The following is a 17,544-nucleotide window of genomic DNA, read 5'->3' as shown; positions in this document are numbered from 1 at the left end:
AGAACTCGCGATCACCTGGATCCAGGGCTCGGCAAAGCTTCGATGATTCATAGTCCAGGCAACCGCTTGCGTTGGGAGGCCAAGGTAGAGAGCCATTGAGGCCACCTGGGTAAGGTGGAATCGAAAGCCGACCCTTGGCTTGGCGCGCCAATCGAAGTGTGTAATGACTACCTGAAGCCGGTACACCAAAGCGCAGATCAGCGATATCGCGACGATTCCCAGGTAGGCCACCGCTGGGAACACATATGTGCTGATCTCCAGCCATGTCGACATATTCTCAAAGGCTACCTGACCGAGCTCGGCTACGATCCTGTCCTCCGTCGTGTCGAAGAACATGGAGCGGTACTGGTCATAGGCGATCGCCCAAGGCGCAACCGCCACGGTTACCAATGGCCAGCTTCCTTTGAATGCGTCTCGGATCGCATCCCTTAGGCGAGCCTTGGGCGGTATTGGAAACGACTTGGGATCGCCCCATATCGGGAAGGCCGCCAAAAGTGCATAAGGATGGGCCTGAGACCAGCGCTTTGCCCGACGCACCCATCTGTATCCCACAGCTTTCATCTTTCGAGCCGCCTGAAGGACAAGGAATCTGATGTGCGTCAGGATCACCAGGCATCGGTGGGCTGCGAGGTGCAGCCGTCCATGTTTAGCTGCCCGCCTATGTGCTCGCTTGGTAGCGTGTGAGGAGGAGTTCATGATTCTTTTCATTTAAATGAGTTTAGACGAGCATTGCTTCTTCAACTGCGGAGCTCTCCCGAGCTGAAGGGTTCTATTGGCAGGCCTAAAGCTTTGGGCTGGCTTGCCGAATTCAGGCACCTCTGATGAGATGCCGCAACGCATGGTCATCCGGCACTCCCCAGCCCGCAGCAACACGTCGATCGCTTGCATTGATGCAAACCTTCCTGGCCGAAGCGAAGGCACTTGCCAGCGAACGCTCCCAATGAAGGTGTTCCGCAGCGATAGCTGTGGATAAGCCTGGAAAGCCTTCTCTGCGTCTCCCTGGGTGGCCTACAGCTAACTGAATCTTCGGGTATTGCGGTGGCCGTGGTTAGTAATAATACTAACCACCTATCCTTCCCAGGTCGTTGCTATGGAACACGATGCTCGAAAGGCACAAGTTCCCATCAAAGGTAGAGGTGCCGCATCGCGCGTCCCAAGCCGCTTCGATACCACATCAACCGTGGGGGTCGATGATGGCTGGGAGTCCGTCTATCAGGGGATGGAAGACGAGCCGCGATTGCGAACTCACGTACAGGAAGAGCGAGCGCGGACGGTCATCAGCCGCAACTCGTCACCCGACGTTGGCTTCAGCGTGTCGGTCAATCCGTACCGCGGTTGCGAGCACGGGTGCGTCTACTGCTTTGCACGCCCTTCTCATTCCTATCTCAGTCTCTCACCTGGCTTGGACTTCGAGACGCGCCTGTTTGCAAAGACGAACGCGCCTGAACGACTCAGAGCAGAGATCAGCAAGTCGAACTACAAGTGCGCCCCGATTGCGTTGGGGATCAACACCGACGGCTATCAGCCGATTGAAAGGAACTACCAAATTACACGCCAGTGCCTTGAGGTGCTTGCTGACGCAAAGCATCCGGCAAGCTTCGTCACCAAGAGCGCCCTGATCATCAAGGACATCGACTTGCTGGCCTCGATGGCCAAAGATCGGCTGGTGACGGTCTACTTCTCAGTCACCACGCTCGATAGAAAGCTATCGGCAAAACTCGAACCACGAGCCGCCGCTCCCCACGCGAGGCTGCGGGCAATGAAGCAGCTGCAGGAGGCAGGAGTGCCGGTAGGCGTTCTGATCGCGCCCGTCATCCCTATGATCACCGACCAGGACCTGGAAGCTATACTTCAGGCCGCTTACGAGCACGGCGCGAGGGCTGCAGGCTACGTGCTGCTCAGGCTGCCCAACGAGATCAAGGACATCTGGAGAGAGTGGCTAGAACTGCACTACCCGGATCGGGCCGAGCACGTGCTTAGCTTGATGCGACAGATGCATGGTGGAAAGGAGTACGACGCAAGCTTCGGCACCAGGATGTCCGGAACGGGCCCGGTGGCCGACTTGATCCGCAAACGGTTTGAAAAGAAGCATCGTGAGCTCGGCTTCGCCAGGCTGCCAGCGCTGGCCACCCATCTCTTCCAACCCCCTCAGGAAAAGTCTCCACAGGGTCAGCTCTTCTAGATCTGAGACATTCGGTATGAAGGCCTCAATCTGTAGCATTCGGCTCAGAGCCGCCGCCGCGAGCTTCAAAGTGGTCTTTCAATAGTGGGACCAGGCAGAGATGCCACATCAACCAACAAGCATAAATGGAATCCCCGGAGTAGGCTTGGCCATCGCTTGTCGTTCCGTGCGCGATGGCGTGGCGAAGCCCCGGACCGGATCGAGTAAGAAACACTCGCTCGATGTCATCAATCACGGGCGCGCTGAAGATGGCCTCTAGCTCACCGCGATGATTCTTGTACAACTGCGTAATGCTCATGTCCTCCTGGGTCCCAGACTCCTCATCGTGACGAACAACATCGATGTCATGTCCTTTCAGGACATAGATCAGCGAGGCTTCTAGCAGCGGAGTCAGGATGAACATGGCCGACGTCATATCGCCATGCAGAAATGCCATGATTCCCTTAGAAAAGGTCTCCGTGAGATCAGGAGGAACGAATGGGCTTTCTCGGCAGAGAGGGAAGACCTCGTCTAGTGATACTGAGTGCTCGCTGGCCAACTGATACACAACGACAGCGATTCGGCCCCGCACCACAGTCTCTCGGTAGATCCCCTCCTGCTTCGCGATAGCATGCTCCAATGCGGCAGGATCAATGTTCCGCGTGTCCGTTCCCGGAGAACGGAATCGAACATGGCCATCGGAATCGTGCTGCTGAACACCGAACAAAGAACCTAATGGATGTTTGCGCATCCCTTCAATTGCCTCTTTCTCGATGACTGAAGTAGGCCGGGGCCGGTGGATAGCAGCAAGCAAGAACAGAGCCTCCTCAATAGAAAGACCCTGAGTCCGATCTTTCACAGCTTTGACCAGCTCACTCAGATCATACGAGTACTCGAAGGTACCGAACTCATCCTCGGCAGCGGACTGAAGCCGAATCAACTCTATACGCAGCTCGCGCTTGGAAGCTTTGGCATCAGGCGAAGACAGCCCCCGCAGCAAGTCAATAGCCTGCTGTACGAAGTGTGAGCCACTCAAATTTCCGCCTAGTGCCTTTCCATACTCTGCCATACGGCAGCTTGCTTCAATCATGCATCGTTCGTAGTTGGAACTGTCCTTCGCACGGCGCCAAGCGCGACCAGCACCAACAAGCGCATCGCAAACAAAATGAGGGTCTGCTCCAGAAGTGAATCCGCGTGCAGCGAACTCCATACGAGGTGCACAACGCTCCGGCAAATCCAACTCATAGTCCAAGGCCAGATTCATCATGGCCAGCAGCCCCTGGCTGTCGCCTTCAGTCTCAAGCTGATCGGCAGACGCCAAGCAGAAAGTTTTCAGCGCTACGAGATCGGAGTCGTCCTCGCGCAGGCGCAGCAGGTCACAGATCTGGAGTCCTCTGCGAAGCGACCTCGTGACCTCGCTAATGGGACGATGATCTGAATCATAATCCCGATGCCTTAGCTCGCGGGTAAGCATCCCATCTGCTACACGAATGTAGGCGAGCACGGCCGCTCTACCAGCATCAACACGACTCCGCTCAACCAGCCAGGCAAGGTCCAAAAGCCGAGCGCAGATCACAGGATTGGGCGAACGTCTCCCCAACTCCTCCAGCACTGCGGCACACCCAATCCAATCCGACCCAATAGCTGTCCGTCGGCCACCGAATTCCATCATTGCGCTGTACGGGGCCTTGGGTAGATCAAGCCTTTGGTGCAGCTGCAATGCTGAAGCCACCATACAAAGAACCCGACTTCGCGGCGAGGTCGCTTGCTGATCGGCACGCTGATCTTCCGCTATCAGTAGGTCACCTATACGATGCGCAGAAGCTTCGCTGGCGAGCAGCCCAGAATCACCAGTATCAAAATTAAACTCACTTGCATCTGAAAACGAAGCCTCCGTCCAGGGGTAATTGATACTGTTCATTAGGCCTATCCCCATCAAGTCAGTGTGTAGCGATTACGACATGAAGTTGGCGCTGCGAAGACAAGACAGAACCAACTAACCATAGTTGCGTAATGCGTGGACCTAGCCTACCGGAAATACATCTAGGTCAGGAAACCAGAAGATCGATCAGAGTCCGTTCTTGCCATGGCAAGAACGAAAATCCAATTGAAGGAGGAATTCACGGAGATTCCGCTGGTCGTCGTGAATATGGCAACGCGTTTAGGCGTTCCCGTAAATGACGTGCCCGTCATCGACGACCTGATTCTTAAGCGGTTCTTGATAGGCAAGCTGGAGGCGTCGCGCTCGGCCGGGTGATCTGTCAGTACACAAGCGTCGAAAACTGTGTGCGACAGCTCTCGAAGAATTTTTACCGACTTCGACTTGCTTCAAGGATATAAATAAAGGGACATCGCCCTGTTCTATAAGCCTGGCGAGGGCTTTCCCATCAAGTCATATGTGGTTGGTATTGCAAGGCAGGACAACAAGTAATTGTTGATCGAATCAAGACAAGGGGGGGAGCCTTGCAGGGTTGCATGGCCATCTCGTGAGTCAGCGACGGCTTTTGGCCAATAGCGAACGTTGACGGTGGAATGAATGGATTGATTTATCGTGGTATGGACTGGTGGCCTAAAAGAACTTCAATCGACTGGCCCTGCAGCTTGCAGACTTGTGGCGTTGGCTTGCCTTTTGAGCACGCAATCGCTGCAATTGATCAGAGCGCTTAGTCGACCGCTTCGAAGGCAGCTATCGCTCCAGCTTATTCTCGTGATCTGCTCAAATGTATATACTTGCCGGAAAGGGGGGAGCATGGCAGCAGTTTTCATACATTTGTCGGACATCCACTTCGGCCAAGAGAAGGACGGCGGGCTCGTAACGATAAACGACGATGCGAAGGAGCGGCTGCTTGAAGACGCCGCTGCTGAGATCGCGAAACTGGGTATTAGTGCAACTGGCATAATCGTGACTGGGGACATCGCATATGCGGCGAAGTACGAAGAGTATGCGAAGGCCGGCAAATGGCTGGACCGGTTGGCGGAGTGCACAGGCTGCAGTCGCCTCGACATCCAGATGGTCCCCGGTAACCACGACATTGATCGCGACGCCATAACCGCAGTCACCAAGTTCCATCTCGATGCCGTCAGCGAGCAAGGAGACAAGGTGCTGGATATGCTTCTCGACGATGAGGCCCAGCGCGAGGCGCTCTACGAGCGCTTTGCTGCCTACCGGGACTTTTCGGGCGGCTACGGATGCGATCTGGACGTCGGCGGTGTGTATTCGGCTGACGTGGCTGTCGCCGTCGCACCGGGGCGGGCTGTTCGCTTCGTCCGGCTTAACTCCGCGCTGATCTGTTCGCGCAAAGATGACGAGGGTAAGCTGATCCTGGGGGCACGCCAGCGAGTGTTCGAACCGACTGACGGCGAAGAAATGGTGGTGCTCGTCCACCACCCTCTCAACTGGCTCCAAGATTCGGATGAGGCGGCACGCTACTTCAAGTCTCGCGCCCGCGTCATCATTTCGGGACACGAGCACTTCCCGTCACTCGACATCAAGTCGGTCGAAGAGGAATGCGATCTTTTGATGCTCGCCGCGGGCGCAACGGCGCCTGACGACATCGACGAGAAGTACACGTATAAGTACAACATCCTAACGTTCGATTGGGATGAGAGGGCCGATGCGCTGGCAGTGACCATCAACCCGCGGACTTGGAACTTCGAGATGAAGCGCTTCGAGCGGGATGACCCCTTTCTCGAAGGCCGGTCAGAGCGCAATGTCCTGGGGTCGCCCTACTTCCGTAGAGGAACTCAACCGATCGCGCCCGTACAACGCGCGGAGGACGAGCCGCCTCAAGCGCAGCCGGTCGCGAATCCGGTCACGGGCTCGAAGGAGGTAGACCTTACAATGACAGACGACGTTCGCCTGATCCGTCTGCGCTTCTTTCGGGATCTGCCGGAGCCCTGCCGCCGCCGCATCCTTGTCGAGCTCGACGTCATACCTGATGATCTGACCGACCGTCTTGATCACACTATCGAGCAGCGCTTTTTCGCGAAGTTGGTTGCGCAGGGGCGCATGGGCGAACTAGCTGCTGCGATAGACGCGGCGGCACTGCAATTGAAATCTGGAGATACCGAATGAGCGTGATGGCGAAGTACGTCAGGATCTTCTGTCCGGACCCCAAGGACGATGACGTTAGTCGTCGCAACGCCGCCGTCGTGGCAATCCAGTCTTGGATCACTGCATTAGACGACCCCTGGTCGGCGATTCAGCTGGCCTCGGCTTTGGCAGATGGGGTCGCCGACGGGAAGGCGCGCGACGATTTCGCCTTGAAGATCGAGCAGGCAATAGTTGACGCCGGAAGTGCAGCTTTCGTGCGCCAAGACCACGATCTAGAGATCATCGTCGTGGCGCTCGTGTCGGTTCTCAACCTCATCGAGCGCGAACCAGATGGTTCCAATTGGACGCCGGTTGACGCTCTGGCGGCGGGTTTATGGTCGGCGCTCTCGTTCCAGGCTCCCGTTCCGGAAGAACCCATCGAGCTTCTCCGTCACGAGTTGCTCGTCGCATCGCGGACAAGGACGATGCTGATTGCCGAGCGGTCACGCAAGCGGGTGCCGGTCCCGGAGATTGGACCGCTCACACTGCCGGAGGCTCAGCCAACAGGCACGCGGGCAAACATGGCATACCGCAGGGCTACTGAGCCGCTGGTCAGGGCCTTGCGGAAGAACGCCGAGCTGGACCGCGAGGAGCTTGAGTTCCTGTGGTGGACGATCGAAGACTGGAGCGAGTCACTTGGCTGTCGCCTGTCGGATGCGGATCCGCTCGTCCGTGCGGTCGTCGCGGGGATTGATGGCGCTTCTAAGCTGCGGCGCTTGCCGGCGTCAGGCCACCGAAACGTGGTGCTGCGGGGTGTGCCGGCGGGAACCCCCGCCGCTTTGCACTCGCTCCTCGCAGCGCTGGGGGATCATCGCTCGACGCTGGCGAGGTCGATCGACGCGGATCGGATTGGTCAGTCAGCTACGGTGTTTCCTCTGCTCGCGGCGATCACGGGCAGGAAGGCCGATCCTGTGGGCGCTGACATCGAGCGCGATGCACGTGAGTGGGGCGCGCGAGCGCTTCTGGAGGGCGGCGTCCTCCAGGCCGAAATGCTGCGGGACGTTTGATCATGGCTCAGGGCTCATGCCGACTGAGCGACTGCACGTTCAACTTGACGGGCGCGTGCGTGCTGAACCGTCCGGTCGAGCAATGCTCGAACCGGAGTGATCCTGGCAAGGCTGCAGGAGGCATTGAGGAGGCCGACGAGTCCGACAGGTGGGCGCTTGCGGCAGGTTCTTTGTCCGAAGGACCATCCTCCTCTGATCTGGGCGACGCAGTCCTGGCACCCCCGGATGAGACTCCGAGGTTACCGTCGAGCCTGACGATGGGTCTAGAAGAGGCGACGTCCCTCATGATGAGGCGACACACGACGATGGTCGGCATCCTGGGCCTGCCCGATTCCGGCAAGACTGCCTGCTTGGTTAGTGCTTACTTGCTCCTCGCTAGGGGCGGGTTCGAGGGATACGACTACGCCGACAGCGCCTCGCTGATGGCGTTCGAGCAGATCTCGCGCGGCAGCCGCCACTGGACGAAGGGGGACGAGCCAGGGCAGCTGACCATACACACTGAGATGGCTGACGACAGGCAGGCAGGGTTCCTCCACCTCAGGCTGCGTCGCCAGAAGGACGGCCGGTTCTTCGACCTACTGATGCCAGATCTTCCGGGCGAGTGGTCTAAGGCGCTGATTGATAAGACCGACAGTAACCGCTTCGCATTCCTCGGATCGGCCTCGGTGATCTGGCTAATGGTTGATGGCCGTGCGTTCGCCGATCCGGCGAGGAAGGGGTATGCGACCTACCGGGCCGAGGTGCTCGTCGAACGCCTGTCCGCGATCCTGCCAACGCCTAGGCCACGGGTCATCCTCGTCCCGAGCTGGCGGGACATTGGCGAGTTCCCAGCGGATGCATATAAGAGCATATGCGAGGAGGGTCTCAGACACGGCATGAAGATCGCCCTCGCGCCGATCGCCTCCTTCTCCTTCGGGGACGTTCCGCCCGGATTCGGTGTGGCGTCGCTCATCAACATGACGCTGAACCACGATCGGACGTCACCTGACTTCTGGCCGGACGATCGAAGCCCGGGCGCGAGGACGCTTGGTTGCTTCAGGAGTGCCAAATGACCCGGAGATCGATAGTGCTCCTAGGCGGCCCGGATTCGGGCAAAACCAACTACGTCGGCCGGCTTTGGCCGTCGTTCAAGAAGCGCAAAGGAGTGCTGCAGGCTGAGCGACTGCCGGACGATATCGCCTATGTCGACGGGGCAGTCGAGCACCTGATGCAGGGCAGCTTCGCGCCCCGCTCCGACAGGAACCTTGAGGTCGGCCGCGCGGACTTCACGATCAGCGTGCGTGGCGCAAACGGCGAGGGCGGGCTGACCGAACTGATGGTGCCGGACATCTCAGGCGAGCTGTGGACGCGCACGGTAGCGACATTCGAGATCTCCCAGGAGTGGCTCGACGTCCTCAACGAGGCGGAGGGGGCGGTCGTCTTTGTGCGGGCGCACTCCGATCAGATCGTTCAGCCGCTCGACTGGGTCACCGCGCAAACAATCCTGCAGCTTGATGCTGAGGACGACGAAACCGTCGCCGAAGCGGCGGCCGATAGCGCTGACAAACCCATAGTCGCAACCGAGGCAGCTTCGACGATAGCCGAGGTCGAACAGTCGCTTGCAGACGAGGAACGTGATAATTCTGCCGGGCTTACATCGGAGCCGAGTCTGCCAACGCAGGTGTTGCTCTGCGAGTTGCTCCGGTATCTGGACTTGTGTCTGGCAAACCGTGCGAATAGCGGCCGCCCGCGCATCGCTGTCGTCGTAGCTGCGTGGGACCTGCTCGACCCTGGTGTTCGCGCCGGTGGACCGATGGCCTATCTGAGGCGGGAGTTTCCGCTGTTCGCGGGCCGCCTTGCGGATACCGGCCGGCTGGACGTGAAGCTGTTCGGGCTTTCGGTCGTCGGCGGAGATCTCGCGGATGATGAGGACTTTCGCAACCGCTTCCTCGAACGGGACATCACGGAACAGGGCTGGGTCGTCGTTGAGGACGTGGACGGCGTGAAGACAGATGAGGACGTGATGCTGCCCATCGCTTGGGCGATGGGGGACTAGCTTGGCCGAATTCGATCAGCAACTGCATGGCTATCGGCAGGGGCACCAGCTCCTGTCTAGCACCATTCGGTTGCCCAAGGCCGATCAGGACCTGATCGACCGTCTGTCCGATGTCGCCGGCCCGCTTTCGCCAGGCGAACGCTTCGCGCCCTACCTCACCCTATATCCTCTTCCGAGCGAGACACACTACGTAGTGGCTCGGACGTGGCAGGATTTTGCGGCGCCGAGGGCCGGATGCGTTCGCACTCGAAGCGTTTTGGTGCCGATGTCCGAATGGCAGGAGATGCAGGACTTAGCCTCGATCGTCTCCGTCGCGACCGAGGGCGGTGCAGACCAGCCGGCCGAGCGCAGGGCGCCTGCAGCCGCCATCGTGGCCCAGCTTCCACCGGTCGATCCGCGACAGGGTACCGAGTTGATCGAGGCCATCTTTCTTGAAGAACGCGCACCGATTGTCGTGTTCGATGCGGAGAATCCCGAGCCGCTCGCACTCCGATTGACGACCGCGCTCTGGCCGGGCTTTCGCCGCACCTTCAGCATGTCGACCTTTGCCCGCTCGCCGCGGACGATAGGCCGACGTAGCTTCGATCTCGTGTTCGCGTCGAAAGAGGCTAGGTCCCGGTTCGCCGGTTGGAAGGGGCGTCGAATCGACGGGCGTAAAGGCGGACAGGCAAGGCATCCGTGGTCCGCGCCCATTGTCTACCAAGTCCTCAGCGCCCCCGTTCCGTCGCTCAAGAGCCTGGATGCACTCGGCGAGATGTCATCGGACGATGTCGGGAGTGAGTCGGCGCTGCGGGTCTCGCTGCTGTGGGACGATCTGCGTCGTAAGCTGCCCAGTTCGCCCACTGCGGCGCTGGGCATGCTCGACATCGCCAATACGCGGAAGGTCAGACAGGTCGACCTGATCCGTGAGCTAGAGCCGGCTCTGGCCCGGTCGGCAGCGATGGCAGCCACCACCATGCAGACGGAGGACGCCTGGAGATACCTGGGCGCCCTTATCCAGAAGCTAGAGGATATTCGTCCGTCGATGTCCGTGGAGACATCCATACGGACTGCAGCGGTGGAACTGGCGGCCCGCCATCCGGCCGAGACCGTAGGTGTGCTCTCGTCACTGAATGTCGAGCCTCAGAGGGGGCTGCTGATTACTGCGGCGGCCGACGGGCTCGCTCGATCGCTCGATCTCGACGTTGCAGAGCTGCTGAGCCGCCTCGATGGCGAGGATCTTCTCGATCTACTGTTCGCAAGCGCGAAGCTGGCGGAGGAGGCCATCGGCAGATTTCCGGTCTTGTCGTCCGCGTTGGCGACGGCGCTCCGTACCGCCGACTATGGGGTACGAGCGGAGGCGAGGCGCCAGCTGCTAGGGCTACTGGTCGATGATGACCACGTCGATCCTGCACGACTGCTTATCGACGACCTCGACGTCAACGGTCTAGTCAAGGAGGCAGCGCACGTCTATGTCGTCAACGGACTGAGCTCAAACGGGATCCGGAGTGTCCTCGTCGAGCGAGCACGGGTGCTTCAAGGCGAAGTCGTCCTCCGCGACGCGGTGAGCGCAATGGGAGCGAGCGCCGGAGGCGACGCGCTCGTCGAGGCCACGTTGCGTCAAACTCCGGAAGACATGGCTTGGCTGGTTACCAGTCCTATGCTGAAGCAGGAACGGCGGATCGAGTTAATCCGGTCCCTGCTCGCCGCGGCGAACTCGTTGCAGCTGCGCGGCATGCTAGCCGATCAGAGCGTACTGATCAGGACTATCGAACTGCTGAGCGCTGCGGACGAATCAGACGCCCAGCTGCTGTGCCGCATCGCCTGCAACGTGACAATGCCGCGTCACCACTACGTTGCCCTCATAGTCGCTCTGCTTCCAAAACTAACGGGCAGCATTGGCACAGAGCTCGTCGCCAAGGCGATCGAACTTGCATTGCCTCAAGAACCTAACGAGATCTCGTCCACCGCACTTGATCGACTATTGTCAACGGCAGGAGCCAAGCTGAACGGCGGCAGGACAATGCGCGTGGGTTTGCAGCGTGGTGTGTCCTCGGAGGCAGCGTCTCGTAACCTCGCGGCATTCGGTCGCGCTCCCGTCGCCGCCCGTGGCGCCCTTCTTGCCGGCATCGAGGAGATGGCAGGGGCAATAACGGGGCGGCATCAGCTGGACATCTCCACAGAGGCGGCAGAGGTGGCCGCTACGCTGTTGTGGGAATCCGGATCGGTGACCGCGAATGGCTTTGTTCGGGCTTCAGCCACTATTCTGCAAAGCGCGCTTGATGATCGGCGCGAGGCCGCATCTCCCCTGATTGCGGCGTCGTTTCCGCCGGTGTATTGGGAGCTCACCAAGGAAAGCGCGTCCAATCCGCTGAGCTATATTTTCGTCTTCCTAGACTGGGACAAGTGCAAAAGCGCACGCCGACGTCTAGCTGACGCGTTCGTCCATTCAGAATGGCGTATCTCTGACATAGCTATCGCAGCTGTGCGAGCTCGTGATCCTGTTCGCATCTTAGGGAGGATCGCCCGCGAGCGTGGCGGAGAAGAAGTACTTCAGGGTCTGAGCGCCAACTTGAAGCAGCTCCCGGTAGATGTTCGCAAGCCCATCCGGGCAGCCCTGAAAGAGCTCGAGATTTGCTGAAGTCGCGTCAGACGGCTGCGTCTTGCCTGAATCAAAATTATGATATTCAACTCGATTTTCCATGGCTTGCTGAAACTTCCGCAGCTCTTGTTGTTTCTCCCTTGGTGAAGATGTTTCTAAGCCGAATCTTTATTGGATCGGCTATTGGTGGACTGGTCGCCAAGTGTGTGATAAAGCCTAGATATTCTATCGCTGAGCCCCGTGGTCAACGGCCCGTACCGATAGCCCTCGAACCAGCAGGCCTCAGGCTGCGGCAAGAAGTGCCCGATGACCGACGAAGTAACTGCAAGCGAGCCCCCTGGTGTGGGGTAATGACGTGTTAGCCGTGCCGCTTCGCGGCGCACTTCAACAGGCAAACGCTCATCGAGCGCGAGCTCAACCAAGAAAGCGCCAGCTTGAAAGAGATGGCGCGTACTTTCTTTGGGTGTCGTCATATGGGCATCCTTAGGAAAACAATTTGGATAAAAAGGCTAGCGCTTAAGATGCGATCTCGGTCACTTCTTACTTGTTAGCTTGCTTGTGGAGGGGACAGCGTCCAAAATTTCTCGCCCATCGGTGCAATTCTTGTCAGGAAAAGTTCCATCAGTATTGGACGGCGCCAATGGGCGTCAGGTACGAAGCTATACTCGTCATCAGCAAGGTCTCGCTGGGTTTGCCTGGCTGCGAGCCAACGTCCTCGGCGTCGTAGATGTGTTTGTAGGGTGGCATATACCGCGTCTGTACCCAAGTGCTCTTGGGCCAACGTGGCGGCAACGTGGCGCACGCTCAACCAAGCAAGGTAGCGACGTCTACCTACAGAATATGGTGCCCACTCTGCTCGGATCGCCAATATGAGCGTTTGAACGTCGCCGCCGTCTAGTCGATGGCGTTGTAAGAGATGAACAAGATAGGCCTCGCTATCCCCATCGGCGAGCAACCGCCAGAGGGCATTACGAATTATTCCATCGTCCTCGGCTAGGCGAAGTTGTAATGCATCATCAAGAGCTGCTTGGATTTCTGTGCTTGGCAAATCGATGTCACAGTAGCGCCAAGCAACAGGCTCGTAGACGGCCCGGTGGGGTGCACCAGATGGAGAAGTACAGCGTATCAGGATGCCAGCCTGCTCTAGGAACTGAAGTAACTGCTCCGTTAAGCAAGGGCGAGACGTGATTGGGTTTGGCTGTTGGGTAGCGAGGTGCAAGGCGCACCAAGCAGCGGTGCCCATCAAACCGACACGCTCGGAAGCGCGCAACAGCGCGGTGCGAGGAGTTAAAAGAGTCGGTTGAGTCTGGACATGAGCCACGCGTACCTCTGTGGTATCAGGCTATCAGCGTATCAGGTGAAGGGACTGATATCTACATGATTTTCATGTAATCAGTAGATGGCGCATAGATTGCTGGTCGCATTCAGCAATCGCGACCATGGCAACTAAGACGATCTATGACGGGCAATACCGTGAGCTGATCTACCAGCTACGTGCACGCCGTGAGCGATTGAGGCTGTCACAGAGTGATGTTGCCCGGCGGTTGAGCTGGCCACAACAGCGCCTGTCGGCGATCGAAGCAGGCGCACGTCGTTTGGATATCTTGGAGTTCGTTCTGCTTACGCGTGCTTTGGGCTTGAGTGTAGCCGCTTCCACTAGGCTGCTGTTCCCAAAAGAAGGTTAGATGGCAGGTTCCCATACGGCACTTTACTAATTCGACGCTAACTGGAGTGCCGATCAGTTTTCCGCGAGGAGGTGTCAGCTAGGAGCAGGTATAGGTTGCCGCTGGCCTAAAGTGAGAGGGGGTTTGACGTTGCGAGGTCAGCGACTCAGCGCGATGCGGTCCTGCCGTTACGTCAGAACCCACGAAAGATAGGCGTCACTCTCGGAGTGTCGCTGAATGCTGTAAAGATCTCTGCGGTTTTTTCTGACGCTGCGACGAGTTCACGGCTGATGGTGCTGAAGGTCTTGTCATGACAATAATTCTTCGTCGTCCAGGCCACGTCCCCCACCATGGCTGGGGGACGGAGGTCAGAGCCTCCACTCAAGCGCCGATGACCAGAGGCCTGGCATGCGAGGTCTTTGCTTTTGCGCCTAGTACATCAAGCCCGGACCATGAACCCAGCCGCTACTCAGGATGGAGCAGTTCAGTTGCGAGATGCTTGGCGCAGAGTTTGTAGCTGCGACAAAACGGCTATGTCGAAGAACGCATGGTGCGTCGGACCGCTCCTCGCGTGTCGGACAATGGACGGTGTGAAGCTGCTACATCGTGCGCTGTTGCGGGAGCTGCATGTGCTGCTTTTCAGCAGGCAAGAGAGAGCGAAGGAAATCGTGCCATTGGATGTTCTCGGCCTCACACCGCGCCTCAACCTGCTCAACAATCCAATGCGAGTAGACCAGCACTGGGGCTTTGCCGTCTGCAATGTCATCGACCGCTGCGCCGACTAGCCAGCCAAGTGCGGCTATTTCGTCATCAGTGCCGGCGACAGGATCATCGTCCACTACGACTGTCCACGAATTTGTATCGTCACCTTCAACATAGGCGAGAAGAGCTTCGTCTTCACCAATGAGTTCAACAATGATGTTGCGCTCGGCATCAAAAGCGGCCATCCAATCTTCAACCTTACTTGGACCTGTGATTGGTCGCGCCTGCGCTTCTGCAGCTCTCTTGCGACGCTCCTTGAGCTTCGCTTTTCGTGCAGCATCCGATTTCTTTGCCATTGTTGCTCCTAGCGTAAAGCGTGGTACAGATGCCTGCCCAGCAGATGCGGTCTGTCGTTGTCAAAGTCTAACTTTCGATTCAATCAGCTACCCATCCCGGTTATGACATTCGCGGCCCCGTCCTGCTCGGGTCATTCTGGGTCTGGTCACGTGCTTGCGCTAGCTCCTGCAGTAGAGTCTGTTCTTGCGTATCGCGGGTCTGACTCGCAGCTAGATATTGCTGTTCCGGAGCTGCCGCTAGCGCCTCGCTAGTCGGCATATGTGCCCGGTTGGCGAAAGGATCTGGGGAAGCGCCTGGGCCTGAGCGCATCACGAACATCGTCACGCCGCCTGGAAGCTTGTCGGTCGGTAAGTTCAGTGCAACGTCGACCTTGTCGCCGGGCTTGAATCCTGCCTCCACGGCCATTTTGTAGGCACTCGCAACCATGCGATCGCTGCGCTCATCCCACGGTTTGTTGGCGCTCTCATCAAGTCTTGCGATGGAAGAGCGTAGTTGCTCCACCAGCGCAGCGTCTTGCGGTCTTGGGCCAACGGCGCTCTGACGATTCACAGATGGCTGCTCGTCTTCACGAGGATCATGCGATGGATTGGAACGCGCACCCATCTGCATTGCCGGTGCGGCGACCTGTGCTGTGTTCCTGCTCGTGGGCGCTGCACGCTGTTGCATGTGATCGTCATCCAGCGCTGATGAATGTCCCGGCGTTGTCTGCGACGACGGCGCGCTGGGTAATGGGGTTTGCGTGGGCGGCGCTGCAGGCTGCAGTGTTTGCGGCGACTGCGTGGAGGGATCGGGTTGGGGGACGTTGGCGGGCGTAGACTGCTGCCGTTCTGCCTGCAATATCTCTGCTGCCGTCGTGGTAGCCCTGATTTCCATGCGGTCGTCGTTCTGGCCAACCACCGTGGCGATTGAGCCATCTTTCTGCAGCTGCAGGAAGAAGGGCATCTGCTTGCCCGTATCGCGTGCATGGTCTTGTGCAACTGCCGCCGTGGCGGCATCAATCTGCGCGTCAGTGCGTGTAATACCAGCGCGGGCGTACATCCCGGTCACCTGGCTGTGCAAGTCGCTCTGCGTCGGCGTGGGATGGGTGCGCGCTATTTCCGCCATCGAAGCCATGTCTTGAAGGCCGGCCTGCTGGCTCTGCCACGTGCGGTTCAATTCCTCGCGTGTGTTGCCGGTGGCCGCATTGGTGCCATAGAACGTGCCGGGCGTGGTCCATTCGCCGCTGGCGTCGCGGGTGTAGGCATGACCGTCGGAAGCCTGTAACGGCTGCGGTTGCGTGCGCGCGTTCGTGATGGCCTGGGGCACAGGTTCGCGATTGGCGAACTCATTCCAGCCGAACTGGTTGTAGGCAATCTGGTAGCGGGCCGCTGTTGCTTCCGGCGTGCTGGCGGCGTTTTGCGCAATGATTGCCTGGGACTGGCTTTCCAGTGCGGTCTCACGCTCGGTGCTGATCGGGGTATTGCGTGTGATCGGTATCTTGCCGTCGATATTTTCCCTGATTTCGAGCTGCCACTGCCCGGTCTGCGCATCGCGCACGTAGTCGCGGCCCGTTTCAAACGGTTCGCGCGGCGGATGCGTTTCGGCCTTGGCATCCAGGCGGTATGGATCCTGCGGCTTTGGTGGATTTGCCAGCCCGAGCGAATACGAGTCGTTAGCCGCGCGGTAATTCAGTTCGTCGGCAAGGCGGCCAGCAGCAACCAGGCGTGTCTCCTGATAGCCGCCGCTTGGCAACGGAGCGCTCACCGTACGCGTCCACGTGCCCTGTGGGTCCTCTGGATTACGCGTCCACTCGTTGCCACTGCGGTCCGGCTGTGTGTAGATCCGGTTGATGTCCTGCTTCTCTGCCCAACGTTCGCCAAGGTAGGCGCCCGCCACGCCGCCGACCAAGCCAGTAGCTAACGCCCCAGGCCCCGTCCACGATCCTGTGACAGCACCGTAGCCTGCACCAAGCAGGAAGCCGCCTGCGATGCCGCCTGCATTGCGGCCGACGAAATGCGTTGCTGCTGACGCAGCACCGGTGTCGTTGCCTTGCGTACTTAGCTGGACAACGCGATGGCCGGTCACGGCGAAGTCGTAGGCCATCAGCGCTACGCCGGCCGCACCCGCGACACGAGCACCAGAAAGCCCGCGCGCTCCGGCAGCTTCCGCTGCAAGCCCTTCGCCCGCCACGACGCTGCCTTCGCCTGGGGTGCCCGGGAGCCGGGGACCAGCCGGTGGCCGTGCGAGAACTGGGGGCATCTCCTGTGCAAAGGAGAGGCGAAGACGGGCTTCAATCGGTTCGGTGATTGATAGGCGCCCGGCCTGGTTCGCTTCAGCAACTGCGGTGCCCAGCGACTTGTGGCCACCCCACTTGTCGCTGAGGGTAGATGATCCCGGCTGATTGATCGCATCCAATGCTAGCCTGACGTTACGCTCTGACTGAGTGACGCCAGCCCATTTCGCCTCTGCATCTGCCATCTTTCCCAATTCGGAAATCTGGGCTGCGTGGCCCTGTTTGTACGCAGCGAGATCCCCATGAAACGCTCGGATCTTCGCGTTCGCTTGCTCCTGCGTCATGCCCTCAGGCGTGTTAGTGACAAGATCTCCATTTACTAAGCCCACCTTAAGAGTGTCGGTTAAGGCATTGACCCTAGCTGCGATTCGCTGAGCTGCTCCCGGATCCGTTGCTTTATCCCCGAGCAGGGTTTGTTGGCCGTCGGGAGATATCTCTAGCCGATCAAGAGCAGTCTTAAGCTCGTCGGTGTATGCGCCGAGGGGACCACCTGGATGAGGCGACAATCCCATCTCTGCCGCCAATGCCTGGTCTGCGGGCAGATTGAGAATATTGCGTGGGCCATGTAGTTCAAACAAACCGCGTTCCGATAGCGCCTGTAGTAATTCACTGCGGGCATACGCAACTTGCTCAATTACGTGATGTCCCTGGAAAACAGGTGTGTCGGCCATG

Annotated in this window: 12 protein-coding genes; 8 read left to right on the top strand and 4 right to left on the bottom strand. The window is 58.9% G+C overall.

The window, feature by feature from the left end; genetic code table 11:
• Positions 1-1,090: 1,090 nt before the first annotated feature.
• Positions 1,091-2,182, top strand: a complete 1,092-nt coding sequence (locus J7396_RS19335) for a PA0069 family radical SAM protein (protein WP_209261935.1) — start codon at positions 1,091-1,093, stop codon at positions 2,180-2,182.
• A 25-nt stretch (positions 2,183-2,207) separates the two neighbouring features.
• On the opposite strand, the gene J7396_RS19330 is transcribed toward J7396_RS19335, so the two are convergent.
• Complete coding sequence (locus tag J7396_RS19330) at positions 2,208-4,082, bottom strand: hypothetical protein (RefSeq protein WP_209261934.1); 1,875 nt, start codon at positions 4,080-4,082, stop codon at positions 2,208-2,210.
• Between the two features lie 165 nt (positions 4,083-4,247).
• Between J7396_RS19330 and J7396_RS19325 the strand changes: the two genes are divergently transcribed.
• The 6 genes from J7396_RS19325 (at position 4,248) to J7396_RS19300 (ending at position 11,916) form a co-directional block, all read left to right on the top strand.
• Complete coding sequence (locus tag J7396_RS19325; RefSeq protein ID WP_209261933.1) at positions 4,248-4,418, top strand: hypothetical protein; 171 nt, start codon at positions 4,248-4,250, stop codon at positions 4,416-4,418.
• Between the two features lie 492 nt (positions 4,419-4,910).
• The gene (locus J7396_RS19320; protein WP_209261932.1) at positions 4,911-6,236 is read left to right on the top strand and encodes a metallophosphoesterase; all 1,326 of its coding nucleotides are present in this window, start codon (positions 4,911-4,913) and stop codon (positions 6,234-6,236) included.
• Positions 6,233-7,261: a GTPase-associated system all-helical protein GASH gene (locus tag J7396_RS19315; RefSeq protein ID WP_209261931.1), complete on the top strand. Its 1,029-nt coding sequence runs from the start codon at positions 6,233-6,235 to the stop codon at positions 7,259-7,261. Before J7396_RS19320 ends, J7396_RS19315 begins: the two co-directional genes overlap by 4 nt.
• Before the next feature lie 59 nt (positions 7,262-7,320).
• Positions 7,321-8,313: a hypothetical protein gene (locus J7396_RS19310; RefSeq protein WP_209261930.1), complete on the top strand. Its 993-nt coding sequence runs from the start codon at positions 7,321-7,323 to the stop codon at positions 8,311-8,313.
• The gene (locus J7396_RS19305; protein WP_209261929.1) at positions 8,310-9,296 is read left to right on the top strand and encodes a hypothetical protein; all 987 of its coding nucleotides are present in this window, start codon (positions 8,310-8,312) and stop codon (positions 9,294-9,296) included. The genes J7396_RS19310 and J7396_RS19305 overlap by 4 nt, the downstream gene beginning before the upstream one ends.
• A gap of 1 nt (position 9,297) precedes the next feature.
• Positions 9,298-11,916 (top strand): hypothetical protein, encoded by a 2,619-nt coding sequence (locus J7396_RS19300; RefSeq protein WP_209261928.1) that lies wholly within the window; start codon positions 9,298-9,300, stop codon positions 11,914-11,916.
• Between the two features lie 116 nt (positions 11,917-12,032).
• Here J7396_RS19300 and J7396_RS22805 read toward each other — a convergent pair whose 3' ends face one another.
• On the bottom strand, positions 12,033-12,350 hold the full coding sequence (locus J7396_RS22805) for a BPSL0761 family protein (protein WP_343237467.1): 318 nt from the start codon (positions 12,348-12,350) through the stop codon (positions 12,033-12,035).
• Between the two features lie 966 nt (positions 12,351-13,316).
• Between J7396_RS22805 and J7396_RS19295 the strand changes: the two genes are divergently transcribed.
• On the top strand, positions 13,317-13,562 hold the full coding sequence (locus J7396_RS19295) for a helix-turn-helix transcriptional regulator (RefSeq protein ID WP_244669742.1): 246 nt from the start codon (positions 13,317-13,319) through the stop codon (positions 13,560-13,562).
• A gap of 578 nt (positions 13,563-14,140) precedes the next feature.
• Here the strand turns inward: J7396_RS19295 and J7396_RS19290 are convergent.
• A complete protein-coding gene (locus J7396_RS19290; RefSeq protein WP_209261927.1) occupies positions 14,141-14,599 on the bottom strand; it encodes a hypothetical protein in 459 nt (152 codons plus the stop codon).
• 100 nt (positions 14,600-14,699) lie between these two features.
• On the bottom strand, positions 14,700-17,543 hold the full coding sequence (locus tag J7396_RS19285) for an XVIPCD domain-containing protein (protein WP_244669741.1): 2,844 nt from the start codon (positions 17,541-17,543) through the stop codon (positions 14,700-14,702).
• Position 17,544 lies beyond the last annotated feature (1 nt).

Source organism: Xanthomonas sp. A1809 (genome assembly GCF_017746015.1).
GTDB lineage: Bacteria > Pseudomonadota > Gammaproteobacteria > Xanthomonadales > Xanthomonadaceae > Xanthomonas > Xanthomonas euvesicatoria.
Note: the sequence above shows the minus strand (reverse complement) of the source record. Positions and strands in the feature narration are given on the sequence as shown.